Origin of the sequence: Enterobacter sp. HK169 (assembly GCF_001719105.1) — a bacterium.
GTDB lineage: Bacteria > Pseudomonadota > Gammaproteobacteria > Enterobacterales > Enterobacteriaceae > Enterobacter > Enterobacter asburiae_B.
The window spans coordinates 541,902-567,029 of sequence record NZ_CP017087.1 but is presented as its reverse complement, the minus strand read 5'-3'; the positions used below and the strand labels follow the sequence as shown (position 1 = coordinate 567,029).

Below are 25,128 nucleotides of genomic sequence, written 5' to 3'. Positions count from 1 at the left end.
GTTCGACGTGAATGGTGCGAGGGATAAACTCAGTCTGGTGCTCATCGCAGGGGTGCTGCCGCTATTTCTCATCCTGGTTTTAATCACCCCTTTGTGGATTTATTTCACCGGCGAGTCGTTTTTCATTTCCACTCTGCTAAAGCTCGCTGAGGTTCAGAATGACGATCTGGCGGTTTCGACGGTTTCGCCGCTACGCCAGATACTCCTGCTGGCGATCCTTTATCTCCCGGCGGGGCTGTTTGCCTTCGCTATCTGGCAGGGAATGAGCGTCACGCGACAGGTTCGTCAAAAGCAGATCCTCTCCCGGGCCCTGGCGAACAGCGTTCGCAACATTGCAATCGCAATGCTAAGCCTTGGGATCGCGCTGCCGGTCTGTCGCTTTTTGATCCCTCTCGCGATCGCGTGGCCGGGACATTACTACCAGGTCACCCTTTTGCTTGGGGATTTTGTTCTGTTATTAACCGGCGGTTTGCTGCTGGTAACGTTTCACTCCCTGGTCGAAGGGATCAAAGCGGAAGAAGAAAATAAGGAGTTCATCTGATTATGGCTGTCGTGGTTCATCTGGACAAAATGCTGGTAGAAAAGAAAATGACGTCCAGAGCCCTGGCTGCCTTTGTGGGGATCACGGAGCAAAACCTGTCGCTGCTCAAGTCCGGCAAGGTTAAAGGGATACGTTTTGATACGCTGGCGAAAATTTGCGAAGCGCTGCAGTGTCAACCCGGCGACATCCTTTCCTGGGAGCCGGACAGCCCGGAATGAAGCGCCTGCGCCAGCGTTTGCAGCTCCTCCTTAAGCCAGCGGGTCGCCCCTCGCTGGCCGCTGCGTTTATGCGAGTAAATTTTCACTTCAAAGGTGCGTATCGAAAACGGTAAAGGAAAAATCCTCAGGTCCGCTGCCGCAGCCAGCTTCTCAGCGGCAAAACGGGGGATCGCCATCAGCAGGTCGCTTTCCGCAACGATAAACGGCGCGCTCAGCATCGACGGCGTTTTGATCGCAATTTGTCGGGTATAGCCCAGTTGTTCCAGCCGCACGTCCAGAACGCCCTGCTTCTCATTCCATGGCGTCACCACCAGGTGTCGGGCCGCGAGATAATCCTCCAGCGTCAGACGCGTCCGGCGCGCGTTGCTGATGACCACATACTCATCTTCAAACCAGTCGATCTCTTCCAGCTCCGGGTGCCGGATATCATCCTGAGTGCTGAACCCCAGCGCAAGATCCACTTCGCCCGCCAGCAGTTCCGTCAGCGCCGGGCTGTGCGGCAGATAGCGCAATTCGAAACGCAAACCCGGGGCCGCAAGCTGCAGTTTGTGCATCAGCGCCGGGAAAATGCACAGCGCGGTAAAGTCCGTAATCCCAATTTGTAGGCTTTCGGTACTGCTGGCCGGGTCAAACTCCGGCTGCGGGGTCAGCTCATGATTGAGGAACGACAATGCGGAAGCAATCGAAGGCGCAAGCTGAGAGGCATACACGCTGGGGGACATGCGATGCCCTTCCCGAAAAAAGAGCGGGTCATTAAGGGTGATGCGCAAACGCGACAGCGCATGGCTCAGTGCCGATGTGCTCATCGCCAGCTCGTCAGCGGCCAGCCGAACGGAACGATGGCGGTAAATCGAGTCGAAAACGGGCAGCAGGTTTAAATCAAGACGCCTCAGTACCGAATGCATAATATTCATCATTTGTTGATTTCATTGCACTTAATTCTTCGGACAATACTCCGTATGCTTAACGCCATCAATCGTACACAGGCTAAAACACAGGAAAAACAATGAGCATCACCATTCGTCAGGCCCGCCCCGAAGATGCGGCGGCAATATACGCCATGATCTACGAGCTGGCGGTGTATGAAAAAGCGCCGGAAGAAGTGGTTACCACGCCGGAGGAAATCCGCGAAACGCTCTTTGGCACAGGCACAAAAACCGAAGCGTTGATCGCGGAGTGTGAAGGCAAGACTGCCGGCTATGCCGTGTTCTTCACCAGCTATTCGACCTGGCTCGGACGCAACGGGATTTATATGGAAGACCTGTACGTATCCCCGGAGTATCGCGGTAAAGGCGCGGGAAGAGCGCTGCTGAAACATATCGCTCAGCTCGCGGTAAAACGGCAGTGCGGCCGCCTTGAATGGAGCGTGCTGGACTGGAACCAGCCCGCCATTGATTTTTACCTGAGCATAGGCGCGCTGCCGCAGTCCGAATGGGTTCGCTATCGTCTTGATGGCGACGCGCTGCTGAATTTTGCCGAATAGCGACACGTGGTACCCGAGATGATCCCGCCCCGCGGGGTCGCTCTGACCTGCCTTAATCCCGTCTCAACAGATGATGAATTTATGCTACCCTTCCATAAATTTCATAAACATATTGCAGAACGCCATGACGACAGCCCCTTTTATCCGCCCACAACTTTCCCTGCCAGACGGTGCCGACAAGCTGCTGTTGCACTCCTGCTGCGCCCCCTGCTCGGGTGAAGTGATGGAGGCTATCCAGGCTTCGGGGATTGACTATACGATTTTCTTCTACAACCCCAATATCCATCCACAAAAGGAATACCTCATTCGTAAGGAGGAGAATATTCGCTTTGCGGAAAAACACGGCGTGCCGTTTGTTGATGCCGATTACGATACAGATAACTGGTTTGAGCGTGCGAAAGGCATGGAATGGGAACCCGAGCGTGGCGTCCGCTGCACCATGTGCTTCGATATGCGTTTCGAGCGTACGGCGCTGTATGCGGCAGAAAATGGATTCAGCGTCATCAGCAGCTCGCTGGGGATCTCCCGCTGGAAAAACATGCAGCAGATAAATGACTGCGGCCAGCGTGCTGCCGCGCGCTATCCGGGTATGGTTTACTGGGACTATAACTGGCGTAAACAGGGCGGCTCCTCTCGCATGATTGAGATCAGCAAGCGGGAGCAGTTTTACCAGCAGGAATACTGCGGGTGCGTTTATTCGCTCAGGGACAGTAACCTGCATCGTAAGTCTCAGGGCCGCCCGCTGATTCGCATCGGGAAACTGTATTACGGTCAGGATGACAATGAGAAATAACGGGTTTCCGGTATAGAGATATATCCGAAAACAGCCCTGATATGTACCGAATTTAGCCTAACGTCTCCCACATCCACAAAGAGCGGCTATCCTTTAATAATCAACAAAAGGAGGCAAAAATGTCTGATTTCGGTACTGATAAAAACACCCAGTTTGCTGAAGATAAAGCAAAAAATAAATTTGACGAGCTTGCAGGTTCCGCGCAGCAGCAGTTTGGTGAATTCGTTGATTCACCAAAGCATCAGGTAAAAGGTGCGGCCAGAAAATATGCCGCGCAGGCCAGCGATGCCGTTTCCGACGTCACTGAAGCTGTCAGAAATAACCCCCTCACCGGCCTCGTCGCAGCGGGTGCGGTCGGTATTGTTCTCGGCCTGCTGCTCGGTCGAAAATAATAAAAGGCCCTTCGGGGCTTTATTTTTCTTAGCTAAACATCCTGACCATGCGGTCTAACTCTTCCTCTTTCACTGCGCGCGATAAATAATACCCCTGAAAATTTTTGACGCCCAGCGCGACTAATTTTTCAAACTTTTCTTCACTATCAACCCCCTCGGCAATACAGTCCGTTCCGGTCATGTCGCTATAAATCTGTATCGCTTTAATCAGGTTATAGTCATTGTCGTTTGCCACAAAATGCTCAACGATGTCGCGATCCAGCTTGAGTCCATCAAAATGCACCTGCCGCACCGGGAACATGGTTTGATGGTTAGAGAAGCAGTCATCCAGAAATAATCGACACCCCGTATTACGCAAATGCCGCATGGTTTCAGGGATCCTTTTGTCCTTCGTCACGTCAATATCTTCAGCAAATTCAAAGACCAGCTTTTCGGCCCACTGCGGCTTGAGCAGCATGTCGATAGCTTTCTTTGCCATATCAGGCAATGCATTTCCGGAAGCCAGACGAGGCGGAATATTTACAGAAAAATAGTATTTTCCATTATACTTATTAATCCCTGACACGGCGGCATGGATGACTAACGCCGTTATTTTCAACCATATCTCATGATTTGAAATATCCGTGAGAAAACTGGCCGGCTTGACAATTTTACCGTTTTTATTCCAGCGGATCAGTATCTCAAAGCCTACGCCCTTTTTGTCACGATCGGTAATGATCTGATAAGCGGGGAAGATCTCTTTTTTATATAATGCATTAAAAATTTCTGATTCTTTATCCGTAAAATCCGTATGTTGGCTCCGCCGCTTGATACGTCTTTCCGCGCTGAAATTGTGCGAATCGTTTAGCCACCGCTTAATTAAGCGTAATTTCAGCACGCCTTCCTTACGGTGGGTATAAACCGTTTTATTAGAAAGTCCCATTTCGTCGCACATTTCTTTTACGGACATGCCGCGGTAGAAATTTAATAAAACGTCAATTTCTCTTTTTGTTAGCCACTTTACGGTTTCTTGCGAAGAATTATCCTTGTAGCGATCGCGTAATACGTACGAACGATCTTTAAAAATATTATGGTGTGTATGAATACAGGTTATGACATCTGAAACGCGGGCCAGTCGAATCAATGATAATTGATAACTATTATTTAAAAGCGTGCCCAGGGTGCGATATAGCCAGCTATCCGGCAGGTCGCCATACAGGGTGACGCGTCGAATAACGGGAAGTGCATTGAGTACGGACGCCAGTCTCTTCAGGCTCTCCAGGAGGCTGACGATACCTTTTCCGAGAAACACCACAATATGAGCATTCTGATTTATAAGGATAATTTCTAAATCCTGTTGGGATACCTCATCCCCGTCAAAGTGAATATGCGAAGCCTGTATTCCGTACTGGTTAAGGATCAGACGATATCCCTGGAACGTAAAACCGCAGGCGGAGATGACAAATTTATGTTCATCGCACGCCTCATTTCTGAGAGAAATTGTGTGGGTCATAAACTGCTCCTGGGCACTGAGGCACCATTTCCATTTGTTAATACGTAAAATTTAACGCACCTGTTATAAACATTAATTTTACAGTACAGCTTCAGGGTAAGAAACAGTTATCCGCTGAACTCACAGGAACATCTTTGCGTTAATCACCGTCGTTTAAATGTACTTTTCTTTGCAAATAACAACGGCAAATATCTTATTCTCAGGGTATAATGAAAATTCCGAAAAAGAAGAGTGGACACTTCATCTATCGGCTCATTCAAATACGAGAAAAATGCTATGGATAATCACATCTCATCCAGGGCCTTGCTACATCGAAGGGATGTTATAAAGAACAATCCGCGATTCGGTGAGGCAATATTAGAGCACTACACAATTAATGACACCATCTACAAAAAACAACCTTTGTTCTACAAGACAATGCTGCAGGAATCACGGTTTAACATTATCCTCTCCATGTGTTGTTTTATTTTTGGAAATCAGGCCGAGTCAGTTTCAGAGATTAAAGAGTTATGCTCTCGCTATAAAATAGCCAGCCCCAACAGCGTGATTGCGATCATTACGATACTGAGAACCACCGGGCGCATCAGGACCTGGCGCTGCACGGATGACCGACGCAAAACGAGAATCGCGCCAACCGAAAAAGGACTCAATGAACTTAAGCGCTATATGTCCGGCGCTTTTTTGCCCGTCAGCATTCTTTATCCGGCATTTAATATTAATGTTAACCTGCTGGATAATGATATTTTGAGAAACAACTTTTTCCGCCGCGCGGCTGAATATCTTTTCCGGGGATTAACGTTCAGAAAGGTGTTACCTGAGGTGGGGTTATTTATTGATAAAGATGGCGGCCGCATGATTATGCTTTATATCTATCTGCAGGCCATGAAAAATAAATCCGCTCACGGTGCGGTCATTGACTATTCAGCCAGCACGCTCGCAAAGGAATTTTTTGTTTCGCGCATCCACGTCAACCGAATTGTCAAGTCGGCACAAGAGGCGGGTTATCTTAAAGATCGTGGTGATGGTCGGATGTCGATATACCCGGCGTTTATCGACCTTGTCGAAAATTATGCCGGTTTATATTTTGCGTATGTTACGCATTACATCAACGTTGTGCCTAAAGAGCGACGCCACGCTCACAACGTGACGTCAACCGTATAATCCAGCAGGCGTTCGGAGTTCCGAACGCCATTTCCCTATCGTTCCCGCAGCGCCTCTTTCGCCTTGTTCAGCGGTTTCAACAGATAATCCAGAATGGTTTTGCTGCCGGTTTTAATATCAACGGTGGCAATCATGCCCGGAAAGACCGGAAATTCCTGACCTTGCTTATTGGTCAGATGGTTACTGTCGGTACGGATATAGACGCGATAGTAGTAGACATCCCTTTTCACCTCATCCTGCAGGGTGTCCGGCGAAATCATCGTCACTTCCCCTTCCAGCCCGCCGTAAATGGAGTAGTCATAGGCCGTAATTTTCACCAGCGCTTTCTGGCCGGGATGGATAAACGCCACATCGCGCGGCGAGATTTTCGCTTCGACCACCATCTGATCGTCAAGCGGGACAAGGCTCATCAGCTTGCCGTTCGGCGGGATAACGCCTCCCACGGTCGTGACGTCAATATCCTTCACGATCCCGCGAACCGGGGCATTGAAGGTCAGTCGGGTCAGGGAGTCCTCACGCCCTTTCATCACCGAACGCTGGGCCTCAATCTCCGCATTGGCTTTCGCCAGCTCCTCACGGGCGCGAACGTAATACTGGTTTTTCATCTCGGTGATTTTATTCTCAAGCTCATTTTTTTGACGCTCAAGACGTAACACCTCAACCTTGCTGGCCGCCCCCTGGGTCACCAGTGGACGAGTTAACGACAGCTCGCGCTGCACCAGCTCGGCGCCCTGACGCAACCCGGCCAGCCCTTTTTCGAGGCTTTCACGACGGGACTGATAGAGCGCCGTTTCCTGTTTGACCAGCTCAACGTCGTCATCCAGCTCCTCCGGAAACGCGAGCTCCGTGTCGTTCACTTCGGCCTTCAGGCGCGCAGCGGTTGCCAGCGCCGCATTCAGGCGAGACTCGCTCTCCAGCACGCTCGACTCGGTTTTTGTCCGGTCAAGCTGCGCGAGCTGCTGCCCGCGTTCCACGATGTCGCCTTCGCGCACCATCAGGCTGTGAATGATGCCGCCTTCCAGGGACTGGATGACCTGCTCATGCGAAGACGGTATGACCTTGCCGCTGCCGGTCGTCACTTCATCCAGATGGAACAGGCTTGCCCAGGCGATAAACACCGCCAGCAGGGCGAACAGGGACCATGCCACCAGCGACGAGCGCGGCAGGCGTGGCTCCTTCAGTCGGCTATTGAAACGAGAGAAATCATTCATGCCGCGCCCTCCTCTGCAACCGCCGCTGGCTTCATGGTCACGGTGCGCTGCGCGGCTTTCTGCGGCGCCATACCGTGCTGGTGCAGGATTGCATCGCGCGGGCCGTCCATCACCACCTTACCGTTTTCCAGCACGATGATGCGGTCGACCAGGTCCAGGATCGGCAGGCGATGCGTCGCCACGACCAGCGTCCGGCGTTTACCCAGCCATTTGTGAAGATGCTGAATAAACTGCTTCTCGCTCATTTCGTCCAGCCAGGCGGTAGGCTCGTCCAGCAGCAGAATAGTCGGCGAGGTAATCAGGGCTCGCGCCAGCAGCAGCGCCTGACGCTGGCCGCCGGAGAGGCCCGCCCCGCCCTCGTTGATGATGTAGTTCAGCCCCATTTTCTGCTTGCGCACAAACTCCAGCGCGCCGCTGTTAACCAGCGCCTGATGTATCTCATCGTCGGTGGCTAACGGGTTCCCCATCAGGATGTTGTCCCGCACGGAGCCAAAGAACAGCCGGGCCTGCTGGCTGAGCAGCTGCATGTCGCGACGCAGGTCGGCCGGGTCCAGATGATTGAGGGCGATATCGTCGAGCAGGATGCTGCCCTGCTGCGGCTCCTGCATGCCCGCCAGCAGCTGCAGCAGCGTGCTTTTACCGGAACCGTTGCGCCCGAGCACCGCCACGCGCTCTCCGGCGCGGATCTGCAGCTTGCCGATATTGAGCACGGTGAGTTTTTCTTCCTCGTCGTAATAAAACCCGACGTCCTCAAGCGCATAGTCGCCGCGCAGGTGGGCTTTATGCACCTTCTTGCCGTGCTGCGGATCGTCAATCGGGCGCTGCATCAGGTCGTCCAGCCCCTTGCGGGCCACTTTTGCCGACTGCCAGCGCGACAGCACGCCTGAGATCTGCGACAGCGGCGCGATGGTGCGCGACGCCAGAATCGAGGTTCCCACCAGCGCACCGGTAGTCATGTCGCCGCTGATGACCAGGTAACAGCCCACCAGCAGTACCACCGCGTAGACGATGGACTGCACCTCCTGCGTCCAGGTGAGCAGCAGGCCCGTCAGCCAGCGCTGCTTCATGCCGACGCTGGCGGCAACGTCGTTGGTATTATTCCACTGGTTCTGGAAACGCTGCTCGGCGCGCATCAGCTTGATGTCTTCAATGCCCTGCACCGCTTCCACCAGCGTGGCGTTACGGATGGCGGATTCCCGCATCCCTTCGCTGGAGAGTTTCCCCAGCGGGCGCTGCACCAGCAGGCCGGGGATAAGAAGCAGCGGCACGGCGAGCAGGACCACCAGCACCAGCGGCCCGCCAATCATCCACAGAATAAAGACGAACAGCAGGAAGAACGGCAGATCGGAAATCGCCGCAATGGTGGTCGAGGTAATGAGCTCGCGCACCGACTCCAGCTCGCGGATCTGGGCGATAAAGGATCCGGTCGATTTGGAACGCGCGCCGTTTTTAATCCGCAGCGCGTGGGCAAACACGCGTTCAGAGATACGCAGGTCGGCGCGCTTCCCCACCACGTCAGAAATATGCACGCGCAGCATGCGCATGATGAATTCGAACACGATGGCAATCATCACGCCGCCAAACAGCACCCACAGCGTGGCTTCCGACTGCGACGGTACCACCCTGTCGTACACCTGCATGGAGAAGACCATGCCGGAGAGCGCCAGCACGTTGGCGACCAGCGCCACCAGCATAATGTCGCTGTAGCGTCGCCAGTCCTTCAGCGCCAGCTGCCAGAACCAGTTTTTCTCATAGGGTTTGATGTAGTCGTCCACGCGGGCATCCGGCGTGGATTCGAGCGGGCGCAACACCATCAGCCCCTTTAACCGCGCCCCGAGCTCATCACGCGTCAGCGTCGTCTCCAGCCCCGCGTCGCCGCTAAACTGCAGGCTGACGTTGCCTTCGCTGTCCATGCGGTTAATGACCGCGATTTGTCCGCCGGTGAATTCCGCCAGCAGCGGCAGGCGCCACGGATCGAGGGATACCGCTTCAGCCGCCACCATACGCATCCCCAGCCCAAGCTGGCGCGCCATCTCCTCCAGCACCAGCTGGCGCGGAGACTGGCTTTCATGGTTAATCGTGACCCGAACATGCTCCGCCGAAAAGTCCAGCCGGTAGTGTTTCGCGATGATGAGCATGCCCTGCAGCCAGGGTTCGTACTGTGGATGTGTCTTCATAATGCTACGTCCTGTCCAGAGCGGTAATTTCGCACTGAAATGATACCTTTACGGAATGATTAAAAATCGAACACTTTCTAAACGAGCCCGCAAAATAATCATGTGAAATATAGGGTTATCGCTATTCATGTAAAGAAACGCAAAAGGCCGCGGGGATCGCTCCCCGCGGCGTTGGTTTACGCAATTAACAGCTGATGGTTCGCCAGCAGCGTCGCCAGATCCGTCTGCACGCCGTTCAGGGTCACCAGCGTGGTTGGCGAGAACTGACCGCCCGTGCCGTCCAGGTCAACCTGGATCTCGGTATTGCTGCCGTTCTGCACCACGCGGATGTAATCGCTGATATTGCCCGCGCTGCTGTCCAGCGTGGCGACGCCGTTCACGTAGCTCGCCGAGCCCGTGCCGGTATAGCCGCTGCCGGAGAGCAGATCGCGCAGGTCAATACGATCCGTGTCCGCGGTCCCTTCCCAGGTGCCGACCGTAAAGCCGTTCACCACGTCGTGACCGTTACCGCCCGTTGCATCCGAGGCGTTGATCAGCTTGTAGAGCAACGTATCGTGACCGCCGCTGCCGATGTTGAAGGTGTCGTTCCCGCCGCGGCCTTCGAACCGGTTATCACCGCTGTTGCCGGTAATGACGTCGTCGAAGTTCGAGCCGTTGATCCCCTCAATGTTGAGCAGTCGTGACGTTCCGAACCCGGTGTCCTGCGCGGTAGAAAGGCGCAAATCAACGGTCACGCCGGAGGTCGCATTGCGGTAATCCACCACGTCCATCCCGCCGGTGTTGCTCCAGGTGTCGTAGTCGGAATGGGTATTCCAGCCGCCGGAGCCGTTGTAGGTATAGGTGCCGTTCTCTGCGATAAAGGTGTCGTTATACCCGGTCCCGGTGATGGTCCCGCTGTGTCCGCCGGTGGCGGCTTCGGCCGTCAGGACGTAGCCCTCTTTGCCGTTGCCCGCCTCCAGACCGCTCCAGGTGACGTTATCCGACACGCCGTTGGTGATCTTCAGGATCTCGGCCGAATAGGTTTCATTCGGATCCAGGCCGTAGAAGCTCACCAGCGCAGAGGTATCGTTCGACCCGATACCGGACTGGGCGTTGATGATCTGCGAGGCCACCAGCACGCCCGCGGCGTTGTACAGATTAACCGTGTTGCCGTAGTAGGCGTTGATGCCCTCGCTGTCGACAATGTGCAGGTGCATCGCGGTGCCGTCAGCAATGGTTTTGCTGTTTTGCACCAGCACCACCTTGCCGTTCTGCTGAGAGACCAGCAGATCCTGCGCGCCGTCCCAGTTGTAGTCCACCGCCGCCACGCCGGTCGCGTAGGCAATACCGGACGCCAGCTGGCTGGAGGTCCAGGTGGAACCGTAACCGTTGTTGGTGAACAGCGTTGCCGTCTGCGAGCCGCCGTAGGTGCTGAGCTTGATGATGTCCATCTGCCCGTCACCGTTCCAGTCCACCGCCACCGACAGATACCCCGCCGTGGCGTTAGAGGCTTCCACCGCGCTCTTGGTGGCAGAGAGCTTCCCGGTACCGTCGTTGTAGTAGATCACCCCGCCGTTGTTGTTGTAGCTGCTGCCCAGGTACAGATCCATGTAGCCATCGCCGTTGAAGTCCGCCCACGTCATGGACGCCGCCGTGGTGGTATTCGAGGCGTTTGCCACAAACACGTTGGTCAGGTTCTGACCGATAGAGAGCGTGCCGTTACCGTTGTTGTTGATCACGGTTAACGAGTACGCGCCGCTGCGGTTGGTGTGCTGAACGATATCCACCGTGCCGTCGTTGTTCAGGTCGACGCCGGAGATTTCACGCCCGGAATCGAACTGGCCGTAGAAACCGCCTTCGCCACCGGTGCCGTCCGGCGACAGAACGCCGTTGTTGTTCACCAGGTAGGTCAGTGAGTCCATGCCGGCATCGCCGTACGCCAGATCCAGATAGCCATCGCCGGTTTTGTCGTAGGCAATCACGCCGCCGTACCAGATGGTGGTGCCCATCGCCAGCTGGCTGGCGTTATAGGTGCTGCCATCGTAGGTCCACATCACCTGCGTTGACCCGGCGTAGGTATTTTCCGTCGCGAAGATATCCTGCGTGCCGTTACGGTCAAAGTCGGCGGCGGTCTGGCTCACCACGTAATAGCCGCGGGTGTTGGTCAGCGTATTCCCGGCATAGGTCGAGCTATCGCTGCTGGAGTATGACTGGCCGTTAGCAATGATGTTCCAAAGACCGCTGCTGTTCATGCCGAGGGTCATGGTGGAGTTGTTGCTGTTCCCTGCCGTGGTTGCCCAGTCGGTATTCACCGAGGTGGTATCAATCACCAGGCTGCCGGTCGCCGTACCGGTGGTATTACCGTTCCCCGCGCTGCTCTTCACCTGCGCCGTCACGCTGTAGCTCGACACGCTCAGCGCATCGCCGTCCGGGATCTGCAGATACCAGGTGTTGTGATCCGGATCGACCACCACCGCGCCGCCGGTCTGGGAGGTGTAGGTTTTTCCGTTCACCGTTACCACCAGGTATTCACCGTTCACCAGGTCAGCGGAGACGGTACCGCTGACAATCGGCGTGGTGTCCGACGTGGTCTGCGCGGTAATCGCCGCCGTGGTGGTCGGGATGCTGGTATCAACGTTCAGCACAAAGCCGTCCGATTCCGTGTAGTTACCGGCCTTATCGGTGACGCGCACAATGTAGGTGTGGTTGCCGTCGCTGAGGCCGTTGTCCTGGAAGGACCAGCTTGCGCTGCCGTTCATGGTCACCTGGCCGAGCAGGACCCCGTCACGATAGAGCTGCACAATTTCACCGTCGTCCGGGGCGCGGTTAAGCGTACCGTTGATCAGCGGCGAGTTATCGTCCGTCGCTACCGCACTGCCAAAGGTGCCCTGACGCTCGCCTTCGCCGTCGGTATAGCTCACTACCGTGCCTATGGTGGTTGGCGGCGTGGTGTCCACCGTCACCACTTGAGAGGCGGTGGAGCCGACGTTGCCCGCCTGGTCGATAATCCTCACCTGGTAGGTGTAGTCTCCGTCAGCCAGATCGCGGGTATCGGTGTAGCTCCAGCGCTGGTTGGTGACCGTGGCATCTGACCAGGTGTTCCCGCCGTCCAGGCTGATCTGTACGCGCTCGTCGTTTGCCAGCGCGCTGCCCAGCGAACCGTTGATGGTCAGCGTGGTGTCCATGGTGATGAAATCACTCCCGGACTGGCCGGTATCTTCGCTGATGCTGTCGATGGTGACGCCGTACTGCGGCGCCTGCGTATCCACCGTCACCGCCTGCGAGGTGGTTGCCCCTACGTTCCCCGCCTGGTCGACGACCCGCACCTGGTAGTTATGGCTGCCGTCGGTCAGGGTACGCGTGTCGCTGTAGCTCCACTGCGTACCGCTGACGGTGGCGTACACCCAGGTGCTGCCGCCGTCCATGCTCACCTGCACGAATTCACCCGCGCCCAGCTCTGCGCCGAGCGTTCCGTGCAGCGTGTACGAGGTCGAACTGGTCAGGAAGTCGTTATTGTCGAAGCCGGTATCCACGGTGATGTTATCCACGGTCACCGTAATCGCCGCATCCGGGGCGACCGTATCGACGGTCACCTGCTGATGGGCGCTGGCCCCCACGTTGCCCGCCGCATCCACCACGCGAACGTAGTAGTCATAGGTCTGGTTACCCAGCGTGCGGCTATCGACGTAGTACCAGCTGTTGCCGGTGACAATCACGTTCTGCCAGGTGACGCCGCCGTCGATGCTGATCTGGGCATATTCGCCGTCGGCCAGCGTCGCGCCGAGCGAGCCGTGCAACGTCAGGGACGTATCGTTAGTGATAAAGTCGCTGCCGCTCAGGCCGGTATCGTCGCTGATGCTGTCGATGGCGATGGTTTTGCTGGCGTCCGGCGCAACCGTATCAATGGTCACCACCTGGCTGGCGGTGGCGCTGATATTGCCCGCGTCGTCAATCACGCGCAGCTGGTAGTTGTAATCCCCGTCGGCCAGCGTGCGGCCATCGACATAGGTCCAGCTCAGGCCGCTGACGCTGACGTCTATCCAGGTAACGCCGCCGTCGAGGCTGATCTGCGCGTGGTCGCCGCTGCCCAGCGCCGCGCCGAGCGTCCCTTTCAGGCTGATCTGGCTGTCGCTGGTGATAAAGTCGCTGCCGGACAGGCCCGTATCCTGGGTGATGGAATCCACCGTAATCGTCGTAGCCGCAGGCTTCGTCTGATCGATAACCACGTCCTGGCTGTCCGTCGCCCCCACGTTGCCCGCGTTGTCGATAACGCGCACCTGGTACTGATACGAACCGTCCGTCAGGGTGCGGCCATCGGTGTAGCGCCAGGTGGTGCCGGTCACGGTCAGGTCAATCCAGGTGGTGCCGCCGTCGAGGCTGATCTGCGCCTTCTCGTTATTGCCGAGCTGCGCGGTCAGCGAGCCGTTGACCACGACCTGGCTATCGTTGGTGATGAAATCACTCGCGCTCAGGCCGGTGTCGTTTTGCAGCGAATCAATGCTGATGCCCATCGACGGCGCGGTGAGATCCACGGTGACGGTGTGGTTATCGCTGCCGCTGTTGCCGATGGTGTTGCTGACCTGCGCGTTAATCACGTACGAACCGCCGTCCGCCAGCGCGGTCACGTCTGCGCTGCCCACCGTATAGCTCCAGGTGCCGTCATTCTGGACGGTCGCCGTGTAGGTTTTACCGTTCAGCGTGATGGTCACCGTCTGGCCAGCCGGGGCGTCGGTGGTACCGCTGACGACCAGCGGCGTGCCGTGCTCGGCGGCGTTGACGATATCGTCCTGCGCAAAGGTGTTGATGGTGATGGTTGGGACATCGCCGTTCAGCGTCACGTCGTGCGTCGCGCTGCCCGGGTTGCCCGCCCTGTCGCTTACCGAAGCGGTGATGGTGTAATCCCCGTCGCTCAGGCCGAGGAAATCACGGCCCGGCACGAAGACCGACCAGGATCCGTCCGCCCCGACGGTCGCCTGATAGCTGTGCCCGTTGAAGGAGACGGTCACCGTCTGGCCCTGTTCCGCCGTGGTGGTGCCGCTGATGGTCTGGCCCGCCAGCTGCTCCGCGTTGTTAACGATATCGTCATCGGCCACGGTGCTGATGGTCACGGTTGGCGCGACGGTATCGACCGTTAAGGTGTGCGTGGTCTGGCCGTTATTACCCGCTTTATCGTTGACCGAGGCGGTCACCGTCAGCGCGCCCTGGCTCAGCGCGGCCAAATCGGCTGCAGGAACATCCAGCGTCCACGTCCCGTCGTTCGCGACGGTGGCAGTGTAGGTTTTGCCGCCCAGCGTCACGGTGACGGTCTGGCCCGCTTCCGCGCTTGAAGAGCCGTGCACGGTCAGCGGCTGCTGCGCTTCAAGCGCGTTCAGCATGTCGTCACCCGACAGCGTCGCAATGCTCACGACCGGCGCGGTGGTATCCACGCTGATGCCGTGGGTCGCCGACGCGCTGTTGCCCGCGCTGTCCTGCGCCGAGACGGACACCTGGTAGCTCGCGCCATCGGCCAGGGCGCCCACGTCGGCGGCCGGAACGGTGGTCGTCCAGCTGCCGTCGCTCTGGATGGTGGCCGTATAGCTCTTGCCGTTCAGCGTCACGGTGACCTGCGTACCGCTGGCGAACTGGGCGCTGGAGCCGTTAATTACCAGTGCCGAACCGGCTTCAGCCGCGTTGATGACGTCATCGCCGCTGAGGGTATTGATGGTCAGCGCCACGGAGGCCGTGTTCACTACCACGTCGTGGGTCTGGGTGCTGCTGTTGCCCGCGCTGTCGGTAATCGTCGCGCTGAGGGTCACGGTGCCGTCGGTCAGCGCGGAAATCACGCTGGCCGGCACGCCCACGCTCCAGTTACCGCTGGCGTCAACGGTGGTGGTGTACTGGTTCGAACCGATGGTGATGACCAGCTTATCGCCGACGCTCGCGCCGGTTGCCGTGCCGCTGACGATCTGCGCCTGCCCGTGCTCCACGCTGTTGATGACGTCATCGCCCGCGACAGCGTTAAAGCTGACGGTCGGCGGCGTGGTATCAAGCGTAATCGCTTTGCCCGCGCTGCCCGGGTTACCCGCGGCGTCGCTCACGCTGACCTGCACGGTGTAGCCGTTATCCGCCAGTGCGGACAGGTCGGAGCCAGGCACGTTCACGCTCCAGATGCCGCCCTGCTGCACCTGCGCGGTATAGCTCTTACCGCCCAGCGTCACGGTGACCGTCTGACCAACTTCCGCCGTGGTGGTGCCGGAAATGGCCACGCCCGCAGACGCTTCGCTGGCGTTAATCACGTTATCGCCTGCGACCGTATCGATGGTCAGGGTTGGCGCGGTGGCGTCCACGCTGTACTCGCGGCCCGCCGAGGCGCTGTTGCCGTGCGCGCTGGTGACGCTCACCTGCACGCTGGCATCACCGTCCTTCAGGCCCGCGAGATCCGCAGACGGCACGGTGGCCGTCCAGTTACCGTCGGCATCGACTTTCGCAGTGTACGTCTTGCCGCCGAAGATGACGGTAACGGTCTGGTTTTCCTCCACGTTCGAGGTGCTGCCGGACAGCACCAGATCCGCGCCTTTCTCCGCCGCGTTAATCACGTCGTCGGTGGCAATCGCATCGATGCTGATAGCCACCGCTGACAGATCGACGGTCACGTCATGGCTGATGGTCACCGGGTTACCCGCCGCGCTCTGGCCTGCAGCGGTCACGGTGACCGTGCCCGCTGCCAGGGCCCCGACGTCTGCCGCCGGGATCGCCGCGCTCCATGTGCCGTCTGCCAGCACGGAGGCCGCATAGGTTTTGCCGTTGACGGTCACGGTGAGCGTGGTGCCTGCCGCCAGCCCGTCGCTGGAGCCGGTAACGATCAGGTTCTGTCCATGCTCGATGCTGTTGATCACATCGTCGCCCGCCACGGTATCAATGCGCAGACCCGGCAGGCTGGCGTCGATAACGATTTCGCGCTCGCCCGCGCCGGTATTGCCGTGGCCGTTGGTGACGGATGCTGACACCGCCAGGTTACCGTTGCCCAGCGCCGTCAGCACGTCGGCCGGCACGTTCACGGACCAGGTGAGATCGCTCTGCACCGTTGCGGTGTAGCTGTTGCCGCCGATAGTCACGGTTACCGTGTTGCCCGCTTCCGCGTTCGCTACCTTACCGCTGATAGTCTGGCCTGCGGCCACTTCCGCCGCGTTAATGACGTTATCGCCCGCCACGGTGTTGATGGTGACGGTCGGCAGCGCGGTATCGACCAGCAAGGTCGCCGTATTGCTGACGCTGTTGCCCACGCCGTTGGTGGCGGTCGCGTTCAGGGTGTAATTGGCCTGACCGAGACCGGCCAGATCCGCTGCCGGAACGGTCAGGCTCCAGGTGCCGTCCGCCGCCGTCGTTGCAGTGTAGTTTTTGCCGTTGAGGGTCACGGTCACCACGGTGCCTTCCGCGAGGTTGGCGCTGGTGCCGCTGACGCTCAGATCCTGACCTTTTTCAACGGCGTTCAGCACGTTATCGCCGCTGATAGCGTTGAAGGCCACGGACGGCAGGCCGGTATCGACGGTCACGTTATGGCTGCCGGTGCCGGTGTTGCCCGCCGCGTCGGTGACTGACGCAGTCACGGTCACGGTGCCGTCGCTGAGGCCGGAAATCACGCTGGCCGGTACGCCCACGCTCCAGTTCCCCGCCGCGTCCAGCACGGTGGTGTAAGTCTGGCCGCCAATCGTGACGGTGACCTTATCGCCCGCTGCCGCGCCGGTGGCGGTGCCGCTGATGATGTGCGCCTGGCTGTGTTCTGCGAGGTTAATGACGTCATCGCCCGCCACGGTGTTGATGGTCACCGCAGGCACGGTCACGTCCACCGTCAGATTGCGATCCGCCGACGCCGGGTTGCCCGCCTTGTCGCTGACGCTCGCCGTCACGGTGACGCTGCCGTCGCCGAGCGATGCCAGATCCGCCGCCGGAACGTTCAGCGTCCAGCTGCCGTCCGCGCCTGCGGTTGTGGTGTAGTCTTTGCCATTCAGCGTCACGGTCACGGTCTGGCCCGCTTCGGCGCTGGTGGTGCCGGATACGGTCAGATCGGACTGCGCTTCTGCGGCATTCAGAATATCGTCAGCCGCCAGGGTATGAATGGTCACGGACGGCGCGGTCGCATCCACGCTGTACTCGCGGCCTGCCGAAGCGCTGTTGCCGTTCACGTTGGTGACGCTCACCTGCACGCTGGCGTCACCGTCCTTAAGGTGTGCCAGATCCGCAGAGGGTACGGTGTAGGTCCAGTTACCGCTGTCGTCTACTGTCGCGCTATAGATTTTGCCGTTCAGGCTGATGGTCACGGTCTGCCCGGCTTCCACGTTGGTGGTCGCACCGGACAGCACCAGATCCGCGCCCTTCTCCGCCGCGTTAATCACGTCGTCGGTGGCGATGGCGTTGATGCTGACGGCAACGGTCGCCAGATCTACCGTCACGTCGTGGCTGATGGTAATCGGGTTGCCCGCAGAGCTGTCGCCGGTCACGCTGATTTTGACGGTGCCTTCCGGCCACGCGCTCACGTCGGTGGACGGGATCGCCGCGCTCCAGGTGCCGTCCGCCAGCACCGTGGCCGCATAGGTTTTACCGTTGACGGTGACGGTCAGCGCCGTGCCTGCCGCCAGCCCGTCGCTGGAGCCGGTGACGATCAGGTTCTGCGCGTGTTCGATGGTGTTGATCACGTCATCACCCGCGACGGTGTCGACGCGCAGGCCCGGCAGGTTAGCGTCGATAGCGATCTCGCGCTCGCCAGTGCCGGTATTGCCGTGGCCGTTGGTGACGGTCGCCGTTACGCTCAGGTTGCCGTTGCCCAGCGCGGTCAGCACGTCGGACGGCACGTTCACGGACCAGGTCAGATCGTTCTGCACCGTTGCGGTGTAGCTGTTGCCGCCAAGGGTGACGGTGACGGTATTGCCCGCTTCGGCGTTCGCCACGGTGCCGCTCAGGGTCTGGCCTGCCGCCACTTCCGCCGCGTTGATGACGTTATCGCCCGCCACGGTGTTGATGGTGACGGTCGGCAGCGCGGTGTCCACCAGCAGGTTCGCGGTGTTGCTGACGCTGTTGCCCACGCCGTTGGTGGCGGTCGCGTTCAGGGTATAGTTGGCCTGGCCGAGACCGGCCAGATCCGCTGCCGGAACGGTCAGGCTCCAGGTGCCGTCTGCCGCCGTCGTTGCCGTGTAGTTTTTGCCGTTCAGGGTCACGGTCACCACGGTGCCTTCCGCCAGGTTGGCGCTGGTGCCGCTGACGCTCAGATCCTGACCTTTTTCAACGGCGTTCAGTACGTTGTCATCGCTGATGGCGTTGAAGGCCACCGATGGCAGACCGGTATCGACGGTCACGTTATGCGTGCCGGTGCCGGTGTTGCCCGCCGCGTCGGTGACTGACGCCGTTACGGTTACGGTGCCGTCGCTGAGGCCGGAAATCAAGCTGGCCGGTACGCCCACGCTCCAGTTCCCCGCCGCGTCCAGCACGGTGGTGTAAGTCTGGCCGCCGATGGTGACGGTCACCTTATCGCCCGCTGCCGCGCCGGTGGCGGTGCCGCTGATGATCTGCGCCTGGCCGTGTTCTGCGATGTTAATGACATCGTCGCCCGCAACGGTATTGATTGTCACCGCAGGCGCGGTGATATCTACCGCCAGGTTGTGATCCACGGACGCCGGGTTACCCGCTTTATCGCTGACCGATGCGGTGACGGTCACGCTGCCGTCGGTTAATCCAGCCAGATCCGCCGCCGGGACGTTCAGCGTCCAGCTGCCGTCTGCGCTGACGGTTGTGGTGTAGTCTTTGCCGTTCAGCGATACGGTGACCGTCTGGCCCGCTTCGGCGGTGGTGGTGCCGGATACGGTCAGATCGGACTGCGCTTCAGCGGCGTTCAGAATATCGTCGGTCGCCAGGGTATTAATAGTCACGGACGGCGCGGTTGCATCCACGCTGTACTCGCGGCCCGCCGAGGCGCTGTTGCCGTTCACGTTGGTGACGCTCACCTGCACGCTGGCGTCGCCGTCTTTCAGGCCCGCCAGATCCGCAGACGGCACGGTAGCTGTCCATTTGCCGTCGGCGTCCACCGTGGCGGTGTAGTTCTTGCCGCCAAAGGTAATGGTAACGGTCTGGTTTGCTTCCACGTTCGAGGTGGTGCCGGAGAGCACCAGATCCGCGCCCTTCTCGGCCGCGTTAATCACGTCGTCGGTGGCGATGGCATCAATGCTGATGGCAACGCTCGCCAGATCCACCGTCACATCGTGGCTGATGGAAACCGGGTTACCGGCGCTGCTCTGGCCCGCAACGGTCACGGTAACCGTGCCTGCGGCCAGCGCACCCACCTCCGCCGCCGGGATCGCCGCGCTCCAGGTGCCGTCCGCCAGCACGGTTGCCGGATAGGTTTTGCCGTTTACGGTCACGGTCAGCGCCGCGCCAGCCGCCAGCCCGTCGCTGGAGCCGGTGATAATCAGATTCTGCCCGTGTTCGATACTGTTGATCACGTCGTCACCCGCCACGGTGTCGACGCGCAGGCCCGGCAGGTTAGCGTCTATCACGATTTCGCGCTCGCCCGTTCCGCTATTGCCCACACCGTTCGTGACGCTGGCTGACACCGTCAAATCACCGTTGCCCAGCGCGGTCAGCACTGATTCCGGCACGTTAACGGACCAGGTGAGATCGCTCTGCACCGTGGCGGTGTAGCTGTTGCCGCCAATGGTCACGGTCACGGTGTTGCCCGCTTCGGCATTCACCACCTTACCGCTGATGGTCTGCCCGGCTGCCAGCTCCGCCGCGTTAATGACGTCGTCACCTGCAATGGTGTTGACGATCACGCCCGGCAGAACGGATTCCACGTTCACGGTGTGCGACGCGCTGGTATTGTTGCCGACGCTGTCCGTTGCTGAGGCGGTGACGGTATAAAGCGCCTCGCCCAGCTGACCAACCTCGTTCGCCGGAACGGTAGTCGTCCATTTTCCGTTATCGTCCACCTGCGCGCTGTACGCTTTGCCGTTCAGCATCACGGTCACCACCGCGCCTGCCGCCAGGCCGGAAGCCGTACCGGAGATCGTTAGATCCTGGGTTTTCTCGGCATTGTTGATCGCATCGTCACCGGAAACGGTGTCAATGGTCAGCACCGGCGCGGTCAGGTTCACCTCTACGCCGTGCGTGGCGCTGTTGCTGTTGCCCGCTTTATCGGTCAGCGCCGCGGTGATGGTGTAATCCCCGGCGGCCAGCGCGGTTACGTCTGCCGCAGGCACGCCCACGCTCCAGTTGCCTGAGGCATCCAGGGTGGCGGTGTACGATTTGCCGTTGAGCGTGACGGTGACCACATCACCCGCCGCCGCGCCGGTCACGGAACCCGTGACAATCAGTGCCTGCGCATGCTCGGCGCTGTTGATCACGTCGTCGTCGGAAACGGTGTGGATGGTCAGCTGCGGAACGGTGGTATCGACCAGCACGTCGCGATCCGCTGAGGCCGGGTTGCCCGCCTTATCAGACACGGCGGCGCTGATGGTGTAGTTGCCGTCGGTAATACCGCTCAGATCCGCGGACGGCACGGTCACGCTCCAGCTGCCGTTTGCCTGCACGGTGGTGGTGTAGTCCACGCCGTTCAGCGTCACGGTGACGGTCTGGCCCGCTTCGGCGTTGGTCACGCCGTTAACGACCAGATCCTGCTGCGCTTCGGCGGCGTTGATGATGTTGTTGTCGCTGACGATCTCAATAGATACCGTCGGCGCGGTCGCGTCCACGCTGTACTCGCGGCCTGCCGACGCGCCGTTGCCGTTCACGTTGGTGACGCTCGCCTGCACGCTGGCATCGCCGTCTTTCAGGCTGCCCAAATCAGCAGACGGTACGGTCGCCGTCCAGTTGCCGTCGGCATCGACCGTCGCGGTGTACGACTTGCCGCCGAAGGTAATGGTGACGGTCTGGTTTTCTTCCACGTTGGTGGTTGAGCCGGACAGCACCAGGTCCGCGCCTTTCTCGGCCGCGTTGATTACGTCGTCCGAGGCAATCGGGTTAATGCTGATGGCGACTGCCGCCAGATCCACCTTCACGTCGTGGCTGATGGAAACCGGATTGCCCGCCGCGCTCTGGCCTTCCACGGTCACGGCAATCGTGCCCGCATTCAGCGCGCTGACGTCAGCTGCCGGAATGGCCGCCGTCCAGGTGCCGTCTGCAAGCACGGTTGCGGCGTAGGTTTTGCCGTTGACGGTCACCGTTAACGCCGCGCCCGTTGCCAGGCCTTCGCTGGAGCCGGTGATAATCAGGTTCTGAGCGTGCTCAATGCTGTTAATGACATCGTCGCCCGCCACGGTGTCGACCCGCAGGCCCGGCAGGCTGGCGTCTATAACGATTTCACGCACGCCGGTTCCGGTGTTGCCGTGGCCGTTGGTGACGCTGGCTGACACGGTCAGATCGCCGTTCCCGATGGCGGTTAAGACCGTGGACGGCACGTTGACCGACCAGCTCAGATCGTCCTGAACCATCGCGGTGTACGTATTGCCGCCAATTGAAATCGTGACAGTGTCACCGCTCGCCGCGCCGCTCACTTTGCCGCTCAGGGTCTGCCCGGCAGCCACTTCCGCTGCGTTAATGACATCGTCCGTGGCGACAGGGTTGATGGTGACCTGCGGCAGCGCGCTGTCAACCAGCACGCTGTGGCCGGTGCTTGCGCTGTTGCCCGCCGCGTCGGTTACGCTCGCCGTCACCACGTAGCTCGCTTCGCCCAGCGCGGAGACGTTTGCCGCCGGAACGCTGATGCTCCAGCTGCCGCTGGCGTCGGTGGTGGCCGTATAGCTGATACCGTTCAGGGTCACCGTAATGGTGGTTCCGTCCGGCTGGTTGCTGGTGCCGGACACCAGCAGATCCTGGCCTTTCTCGGTCGCGTTGATCACGTCGTCAACCGCCAGGGTATTGATGGCAACCACCGGCGCGATCAGGGAAACGTCAAACTCGTGCGTAGCGGTGGTGCTGTTACCGGCTTTATCGGTGAGTGTCGCGGAGATCGTCTGTTCGCCGTTAACCAGCGCGCCCACGTCCGCCGCCGGAACGCCCACGCTCCAGCTGCCGGACGCGTCCAGCACGGCGGTGTAGTCTTTGCCGTTCAGGGTCACGGTAATCACGTCACCCGCCTGCGCGCCCGTGACCTTGCCGGAGACGATCAGCGCCTGGCCGTGCTCGGCAATATTCACGATGTCGTCGCCCGCGACGATGTTGAAGCTAATCTGCGGTACGGTGGTGTCGACCAGCACCGAGGAGCCCGCGCTGGCCGGGTTGCCTGCCTTATCGGACACGGTCGCCGTGACCGCCGCGCTGCCGTCGGCGATGCCTGCCATATCCGCCGCCGGAACGTCGAGCGTCCAGCTGCCGTCCGCCTGCACCTGCGCGGTGTACTGATTGCCGTTGAAGGTCACGGTGACCGTCTGGCCCGCTTCGGCAGTAGAGGTGCCGCTCAGGGTCAGATCCTGCGCCGCCTCTGCCGCGTTCAGCATATTATCATGGCTGATGGTGTTGATGGTCACCGTCGGCGCGGTAGTGTCGACGCTGAATTCCTGCGCCGAAGACGCCGCGTTGCCGTTCACGCTGGTGACGGTTACCTGCACGCTGGCGTCACCGTCTTTCAGGCCGCTCAAATCGGCTGCCGGAACGGTCCAGGTCCAGTCGCCGCTGGCATCCACCGTCGTGGTATAGGTTTTACCCGCAAAGGTAATGGTCACGGTCTGACCCGCTTCAACGTTGGAGGTGGTGCCGGAAAGCACCAGATCCTGGCCTTTTTCCGCCGCGTTAAGCACGTTATCGTCGGTCACGCTGTCGATGCTGATGGCAACCGGGGTGAGATCCACATCCACAACGGTGCCGATAGCCACCGGGTTGCCGGAGGCATCCTGCGCGCTTGCCTTGATATCCAGCGAACCGTCCGCCCACTGGGACACGTCGGCCGCCGGTACCGCCGCCTGCCAGGTGCCGTCCGCCAGTACCGTTGCGGAATAATCTTTGCCGTTGATGGTCACGGTCACGGTGCTGCCCGCCGCCAGATCGGTGCTGGTACCGGACACAATCAGGTTCTGAGCGTGTTCAATCACGTTAACTACGTCGTCACCCGCCACGGTATCAATACGCAGTCCCGGGATCTGGGCGTCGATGGTGAAGTCGTGAGAAGAAGAGCCGGTATTGCCGTGCGCGTTGGTCACGCTGGCGGATACGGTGAGGTCGCCGTTGCCGAGCGCGGTTAACTGGCTCTCGCTTAACGGCAGGCTCCAGGACAGATCGTCCTGCACGGTAGCCGTGTAGGTCTGGCCGCCAAGGATAATGGTGACAGTGTCACCTGCCGCCGCGTTCGTCACCTTACCGGTCAGGGTTTGCCCTGCCGCTACTTCCGCTGCGTTAACGATATTGTCGCCCGCCAGGGTGTCGATCGTTACCACCGGCAGCGAGCTGTCCACCAGCACATCGTGCGAGGTTGAGGCGCTGTTGCCTGCGTTATCCGTGACGCTCGCCGTCACGGTGTAATGGGCTTCTCCCAGCGCGCTTACGGCCGAGGCCGGTACGGTCACGCTCCAGTTTCCGCTGGCGTCAGCGGTGGCGGTGTACTGAATGCCGTTCAGGGTCACCGTAATGGTCGTGCCTTCCGGCTGGTTGCTGGTGCCGGAGAGCAGCAGATCTTCGCCCTTCTCGGTCGCGTTGATCACGTCGTCCGCCGCCAGCGTGTTAATACCGATAACAGGCGTCACGGTATTCACCACCACATCCAGCGAACTGCTTCCGGTGTTGCCGGATCGGTCGGTCACGGAGACGTCGATGGTCCAGGTGCCGTCCGACAGCCCCTGCACGACGGATGCGGGCAGGCCGAGGCTCCAGTTCCCCGCCGCATCCACCACGGTGGTGTAATCAACGCTGTTAATGGTGATGGTGACCAGGTCGCCCGCGGCCGCACCGGTGACGGAGCCGCTCAGGATCTGCGCCTGTGAATGGGCGAGCTGGTTAACGGTGTTGGTGTCGGTGACAAAGTCGTTAATGGTCACCTGCGGTACGGTGGCGTCCACCAGACCCACGCGCTCGGCGCTGCTGGCGTTGCCCGCCACGTCGCTGACGGTGGCCGTCACGGTCACAATGCCGTCCGTCAGGGCACCCACATCTGCCGCCGGGACGCTCAGCTGCCAGGTACCGTCCGTCTGGACCGTGGTCTGATACGTTTTGCCGTTCAGCGTCACGGTGACCGTCTGGCCCGGTTCCGCACTGCTGCTGCCGCTTAACAGTAAATCCTGCTGCGCTTCAGCGGCATTGATGATGTTGTCGGCGGTCAGGTTATCGAGCGTAATCGCCGGTGGCTGCGTATCCACCGTGACCACACGCGCGGCGTCGGCGCTGTTGCCGCTGACGTTAGTGACGCTGACGCTCACCTGCGCGCGCCCGTCGATCAGGGTTTCCATGGCGCTGGCGGGTACGGTCAGGCTCCAGGAGCCATCCTGCTGCACCAGCGCGGTGAAGGTCTGGTCGGCGAATTTCACCACCACGGTCTGCCCCGCCTCCACGCCCTGCGTCTGGCCGGAAAGGGTTAAATCACTGCCTTTTTCTGCCGCATTCAGCAGGTCATCGCCGGAGACGGTATCAATGGTGACCGCCACGGCGTTCAGATCGAGTTCAATTGGGTGTTCAGCCGCAACGGGATTGCCCCAGGCATCTACCGCGCTGACGCTAACCGTCATGCCGCCC

General features: G+C 59.6%; 11 protein-coding genes. 6 read left to right on the top strand and 5 right to left on the bottom strand.

The features are described from left to right. The first annotated feature begins 7 nt into the window (after positions 1 to 7). Both EnteroDNA1_RS02760 and EnteroDNA1_RS02755 read left to right on the top strand, forming a co-directional pair. A complete protein-coding gene (locus tag EnteroDNA1_RS02760) occupies positions 8 to 541 on the top strand; it encodes a DUF2975 domain-containing protein (protein WP_134211429.1) in 534 nt (177 codons plus the stop codon). 2 nt (positions 542 to 543) lie between these two features. Beyond that, a complete protein-coding gene (locus EnteroDNA1_RS02755; protein ID WP_024908393.1) occupies positions 544 to 759 on the top strand; it encodes a helix-turn-helix domain-containing protein in 216 nt (71 codons plus the stop codon). On the opposite strand, the gene EnteroDNA1_RS02750 is transcribed toward EnteroDNA1_RS02755, so the two are convergent. Beyond that, positions 714 to 1,676, bottom strand: coding sequence for a LysR family transcriptional regulator (locus tag EnteroDNA1_RS02750; RefSeq protein ID WP_069302800.1), 963 nt, complete (start codon positions 1,674 to 1,676; stop codon positions 714 to 716). The two genes, EnteroDNA1_RS02755 and EnteroDNA1_RS02750, sit on opposite strands and share 46 nt — an antisense overlap. An 89-nt stretch (positions 1,677 to 1,765) precedes the next feature. Between EnteroDNA1_RS02750 and EnteroDNA1_RS02745 the strand changes: the two genes are divergently transcribed. From EnteroDNA1_RS02745 to EnteroDNA1_RS02735, 3 genes are all read left to right on the top strand, one after another. After that, positions 1,766 to 2,242, top strand: a complete 477-nt coding sequence (locus EnteroDNA1_RS02745) for a GNAT family N-acetyltransferase (RefSeq protein WP_069302799.1) — start codon at positions 1,766 to 1,768, stop codon at positions 2,240 to 2,242. A gap of 124 nt (positions 2,243 to 2,366) precedes the next feature. Then, a complete protein-coding gene (locus EnteroDNA1_RS02740) occupies positions 2,367 to 3,035 on the top strand; it encodes an epoxyqueuosine reductase QueH (protein WP_023335645.1) in 669 nt (222 codons plus the stop codon). 119 nt (positions 3,036 to 3,154) lie between these two features. Further along, positions 3,155 to 3,427, top strand: coding sequence for a DUF883 family protein (locus EnteroDNA1_RS02735; protein ID WP_048977815.1), 273 nt, complete (start codon positions 3,155 to 3,157; stop codon positions 3,425 to 3,427). Between the two features lie 28 nt (positions 3,428 to 3,455). Here the strand turns inward: EnteroDNA1_RS02735 and EnteroDNA1_RS02730 are convergent, their stop codons facing one another. Beyond that, complete coding sequence (locus tag EnteroDNA1_RS02730) at positions 3,456 to 4,919, bottom strand: EAL domain-containing protein (RefSeq protein WP_069302798.1); 1,464 nt, start codon at positions 4,917 to 4,919, stop codon at positions 3,456 to 3,458. A gap of 276 nt (positions 4,920 to 5,195) precedes the next feature. Here EnteroDNA1_RS02730 and EnteroDNA1_RS02725 point away from each other — a divergent pair, with 276 nt between their 5' ends. Beyond that, positions 5,196 to 6,080, top strand: a complete 885-nt coding sequence (locus tag EnteroDNA1_RS02725) for a hypothetical protein (protein ID WP_033145482.1) — start codon at positions 5,196 to 5,198, stop codon at positions 6,078 to 6,080. A gap of 35 nt (positions 6,081 to 6,115) precedes the next feature. Here the strand turns inward: EnteroDNA1_RS02725 and EnteroDNA1_RS02720 are convergent, their stop codons facing one another. The 3 genes from EnteroDNA1_RS02720 to EnteroDNA1_RS02710 form a co-directional block, all read right to left on the bottom strand. Beyond that, positions 6,116 to 7,291 carry an HlyD family type I secretion periplasmic adaptor subunit gene (locus EnteroDNA1_RS02720; RefSeq protein WP_029740549.1) on the bottom strand — a complete coding sequence of 392 codons (1,176 nt, stop codon included), beginning with the start codon at positions 7,289 to 7,291 and terminating at the stop codon, positions 6,116 to 6,118. After that, the gene (locus tag EnteroDNA1_RS02715) at positions 7,288 to 9,468 is read right to left on the bottom strand and encodes a type I secretion system permease/ATPase (protein WP_039262544.1); all 2,181 of its coding nucleotides are present in this window, start codon (positions 9,466 to 9,468) and stop codon (positions 7,288 to 7,290) included. The genes EnteroDNA1_RS02720 and EnteroDNA1_RS02715 overlap by 4 nt, the downstream gene beginning before the upstream one ends. 176 nt (positions 9,469 to 9,644) lie before the next feature. Next, complete coding sequence (locus EnteroDNA1_RS02710; protein WP_442856679.1) at positions 9,645 to 25,121, bottom strand: beta strand repeat-containing protein; 15,477 nt, start codon at positions 25,119 to 25,121, stop codon at positions 9,645 to 9,647. Positions 25,122 to 25,128: the final 7 nt, after the last annotated feature.

What these genes read in the sequence shown, in the direction of transcription:
- EnteroDNA1_RS02735 (WP_048977815.1), top strand. Translation starts at nt 3,155, where the DNA reads ATGTCTGATTTCGGTACTGATAAAAACACCCAGTTTGCTGAAGATAAA.
- EnteroDNA1_RS02725 (WP_033145482.1), top strand. Translation starts at nt 5,196, where the DNA reads ATGGATAATCACATCTCATCCAGGGCCTTGCTACATCGAAGGGATGTT.
- EnteroDNA1_RS02710 (WP_442856679.1), bottom strand. Translation starts at nt 25,121, where the DNA reads ATGACGGTTAGCGTCAGCGCGGTAGATGCCTGGGGCAATCCCGTTGCG.
- EnteroDNA1_RS02730 (WP_069302798.1), bottom strand. Translation starts at nt 4,919, where the DNA reads ATGACCCACACAATTTCTCTCAGAAATGAGGCGTGCGATGAACATAAA.
- EnteroDNA1_RS02745 (WP_069302799.1), top strand. Translation starts at nt 1,766, where the DNA reads ATGAGCATCACCATTCGTCAGGCCCGCCCCGAAGATGCGGCGGCAATA.
- EnteroDNA1_RS02740 (WP_023335645.1), top strand. Translation starts at nt 2,367, where the DNA reads ATGACGACAGCCCCTTTTATCCGCCCACAACTTTCCCTGCCAGACGGT.
- EnteroDNA1_RS02750 (WP_069302800.1), bottom strand. Translation starts at nt 1,676, where the DNA reads ATGATGAATATTATGCATTCGGTACTGAGGCGTCTTGATTTAAACCTG.
- EnteroDNA1_RS02720 (WP_029740549.1), bottom strand. Translation starts at nt 7,291, where the DNA reads ATGAATGATTTCTCTCGTTTCAATAGCCGACTGAAGGAGCCACGCCTG.
- EnteroDNA1_RS02755 (WP_024908393.1), top strand. Translation starts at nt 544, where the DNA reads ATGGCTGTCGTGGTTCATCTGGACAAAATGCTGGTAGAAAAGAAAATG.
- EnteroDNA1_RS02715 (WP_039262544.1), bottom strand. Translation starts at nt 9,468, where the DNA reads ATGAAGACACATCCACAGTACGAACCCTGGCTGCAGGGCATGCTCATC.